Origin of the sequence: Humibacter sp. (assembly GCF_051954055.1) — a bacterium.
Lineage (GTDB): Bacteria > Actinomycetota > Actinomycetes > Actinomycetales > Microbacteriaceae > Humibacter.
Genome location: NZ_JBQCIE010000132.1, coordinates 1 through 3358 on the forward strand (window position 1 = coordinate 1; position 3358 = coordinate 3358).

A 3358-nucleotide genomic window follows, 5' to 3' on the forward strand; every position below is an offset into this window, starting at 1 on the left:
TGGGCCGCCTACGCGTGGCCCGCCGCCCGCACCCCGACCTCACTGCTGGCCGCGCTGCCCACGGGCAGCTTCCCCGGGGTGGACGAGACGGAGGTGTACGAGTTCCTGCAGGCGCACGCGCCGGCGTGAGCTCCGAGCGACGCACCAGCGGACGAATCGGTCGCCCCCGTCCGTCATTCCGGACGCCGGAGCCTGCCGGACCCGTCGGCCCTTTGCCTAGGCTGACAGGAGCGCGCCAATAGGCGAGAAAGGAATCTCAATTGACTTGTCAAGCGGCGATGGGCGTGCTGGGTGGTGATTCTTGATGGAAGGTCGTGCCGTCTCGCAGGAGTGCCCAGATCACGTTGATGCGTCGGCGTGCGAGGGCGAGGACGGCTTGTTTGTGGTTCTTCCCCTCGCGTCGTTTCCGGTCGTAGTACGCCCGGGACTCGGGGTGGGATCGGGCAGCGACCTCGGCGGCGAGGTAGCAGGTGCGCAGCAGGCGTCTGCTGTAGCGCTTGGGCCGGTGCAGGTTGCCGCTGATGCGCCCGGAGTCGCGTGGGACCGGGGCAACGCCGGTGACGCCGGCGAGCCGGTCTGCGGACTCGAACGCGGTGAGTGTTCCGCCGGTGAACGCGATGAACTCTGCGGCGAGCAACGGGCCGAAGCCGGGCATGCTCAGGAGCGGCTCGGCGTGCTGGTGGCGGCGAAATCGGGTCTCGAGCTGAGACTCGACCTCTTCGACCTCCTCCCGAAGCCGCAGCACCTCGGTGGCGAGACGCTTCACGATCATGGCTGCGGCGTCCTGCCCTGCCACGACGGTGTGCTGGGCGTGCGCGGCATCGAGGGCGGTCTGGGCGATCTGCTCGGGCAGTCGTGCCCCGGCCTTGCGGAGCCTGCCTGTGACGCGGGCGACACCGGCGCGGCGCAGTTGGTCCGGCGTCTGGTACTGGGTCAGCAAGATCACGGCGGCTTTGCGCCCGGCGTAATCGAATGCGGCTTCCAGCCCGGGGAAGTACTCCAGCAGTGTCGCCCGCAGACGGTTGATCGCCCGGGTGCGGTCGGCGACGAGATCGGCACGGTGGGAGGCGAGCATCCGCAACTCAACAGCAATCTCGTCCGCGCTTCGCACCGGGGTCAAGTCGCGTCGCATGCGGGCTTGGTCGGCGATGATCGCAGCGTCTTTCGCGTCGGTCTTCCCGTCCCCGTGGTAAGTCCTGGCAGCGTGGTGGACGGTGCGGCCGGGGATGTAGAGCAGAGCCTGTCCGTTGTCGGCGAGCACCGCGATCAGCAAAGCGGCGCCGCCCTGGTTCAGGTCGGTCGCCCAGACCACCTCACCGCCAGCGGTCAGTTCCGTCACCTCGGCGAGCAGTCCGAGGATGTCGTCCTCGGTGTTGGCGATCTTGCGGGACAGCAGCCGGGTTCCGTTCTCGTCGATCACGACGCAATGGTGATGGGCCTTGCCGGCATCGATCCCGGCCCAGAATCGCGGCATCCGCGCCTCCGTTCTCTCGAGTGCTTCCACTCCAGTCAACGACCACGCCGTCTCGTCCTTACACAGCGATCACATCGCGTCTCTCAATCAGCGGTCGAGCCGTTGCGAGGCACCAGGCGGCCAATCCTTTCCAGCCGTCGAAACGGCACCCTCATGACAGCCATACCCGGCACCCCCGGAGCGGTCAGAAGCCTACGACGCTCCCGAAACCACACACCAACAAAGTAAGGACTCCCATGAGCGACTACGCCGTGGTCAACCCCGCGACGGGCGAGACCGTCAAGGAATACCCGACCATCACCGACGAGCAGCTGCGTGACGCGATCGGCCGCGCGGATGCCGCCTACCGCAGCTGGGGCCGCGGCACGACGCCCGCCGAGCGCGCGGAGCTCATCCGCAAGGTGGGTGACCTGCACTCCGAGCGCCGGGACGAGCTCGCCGCCATCATCGTGCGCGAGATGGGCAAGCCCGTCGAGCAGGCGCTCGCCGAGGTGGACTTCGCGGCAGACATCTATCGCTACTACGCGGATGTCTCGCCCAAGGTGCTCGAGGACGAGCCCATCGAGCTGCTGGCGGGCGAGGGTTCGGCGGTCATCCGACGCACTCCGCTCGGCGTGCTGCTCGGGATCATGCCGTGGAACTTCCCCTACTACCAGGTCGCCCGCTTCGCCGGCCCGAACCTGATCATCGGCAACACCATCCTGCTCAAGCACGCACCGCAGTGCCCGGAGTCGGCCCTCGCGATCGAGCAGATCTTCCACGACGCCGGCCTCCCCGAGGGCGCGTATACGAACATCTTCGCGACGAACGGGCAGATCGAGTGGGTCATCGCCGACCGACGCGTTCAGGGCGTCTCGCTCACCGGATCCGAGCGCGCCGGCGCCGCGGTCGCCGAGATCGCCGGACGCAACCTCAAGAAGGTCGTACTCGAACTGGGCGGTTCCGACCCCTTCATTGTGCTGTCGGCCGACGACCTCGACAAGGTCGCGGAGGATGCCGCGGCCGCACGCCTCGACAACAGCGGGCAGTCCTGCAACGCCGCCAAGCGGTTCATCGTCGTGGACGACCTGTACGAGCCGTTCGTGGAGAAGCTCACCGCCAAGCTCGCCGAATCGCAGCCAAGCGATCCGACGAGCCCTGACTCGCCTCTCGGTCCGCTCTCTTCCACGGCCGCAGCCGACCGCCTGCAGGACCAACTCGACCGCGCCGTGGCGAACGGCGCGAAGCTGCACGCCACCGGCGAGCGCCGAGGCAACTTCTTCGCACCGATCGTCCTCACCGACATCGCCGCCGACAACCCGGTACGCCAGGAGGAGTTCTTCGGCCCGGTCGCATCCGTGTACCGGGTCGCGAACGAAGACGAGGCCGTCGAGGTGGCCAACGACATCCCCTTCGGCCTCGGCTCCTACGTGTACACCACCGATCCCGAACAGGCACAACGCGTGGCGAACAGGATCGAGGCCGGCATGGTCTTCGTCAACGTCGTACTCGCCGACGGCGTCGAACTGCCGTTCGGCGGCGTGAAGCGGTCGGGCACAGGGCGGGAAATGGGACGGCTGGGCGCCGACGAGTTCGTGAACAAGAAGCTGATCCGCATCGGGTAGGCCTCCGTCAGGGCGACGGCACGGGTGCAGCGTGCACGCGCGTGCCAGACTCGACCCGATGTGGATCGGATGGGTCGAGTTCGACGTGCTCCTCGGCGACGTGCACTCGCTGAAGCAGAAGCGCGCACTCGTGCGGCCGCTCATCGCCGACCTCAGCCGCCGCACCGAAGCTGCCGTCGCCGAGGTCGGATCGCTCGACCTGCACCGCCGGGCGACGATAGGCGTCGCCGTCATCGACCGCGACGCCGGCCACGTGCGCGACGTGCTCAGCCGGGCTGAA

At 68.0% G+C, this 3358-nt stretch carries 3 protein-coding genes; 2 read left to right on the forward strand and 1 reads right to left on the reverse strand.

Annotated features, from left to right (window positions below):
* Positions 1–268: 268 nt before the first annotated feature.
* Positions 269–1474, reverse strand: coding sequence for an IS110 family transposase (locus tag ACTHNC_RS17325; protein ID WP_440295873.1), 1206 nt, complete (start codon positions 1472–1474; stop codon positions 269–271).
* Positions 1475–1710: 236 nt separating this feature from the next.
* Between ACTHNC_RS17325 and ACTHNC_RS17330 the strand changes: the two genes are divergently transcribed.
* Both ACTHNC_RS17330 and ACTHNC_RS17335 read left to right on the forward strand, forming a co-directional pair.
* Positions 1711–3078: an NAD-dependent succinate-semialdehyde dehydrogenase gene (locus tag ACTHNC_RS17330; protein WP_440295874.1), complete on the forward strand. Its 1368-nt coding sequence runs from the start codon at positions 1711–1713 to the stop codon at positions 3076–3078.
* 58 nt (positions 3079–3136) lie between these two features.
* On the forward strand, positions 3137–3358 hold a 222-nt coding region (locus tag ACTHNC_RS17335), incomplete at its 3' end, for a DUF503 domain-containing protein (RefSeq protein WP_440295875.1).

Bases quoted from the DNA above. Each gene is read 5' to 3' on its own strand.
- ACTHNC_RS17330 (WP_440295874.1), top strand. From the start codon at position 1,711: ATGAGCGACTACGCCGTGGTCAACCCCGCGACGGGCGAGACCGTCAAG.
- ACTHNC_RS17325 (WP_440295873.1), bottom strand. From the start codon at position 1,474: ATGCCGCGATTCTGGGCCGGGATCGATGCCGGCAAGGCCCATCACCAT.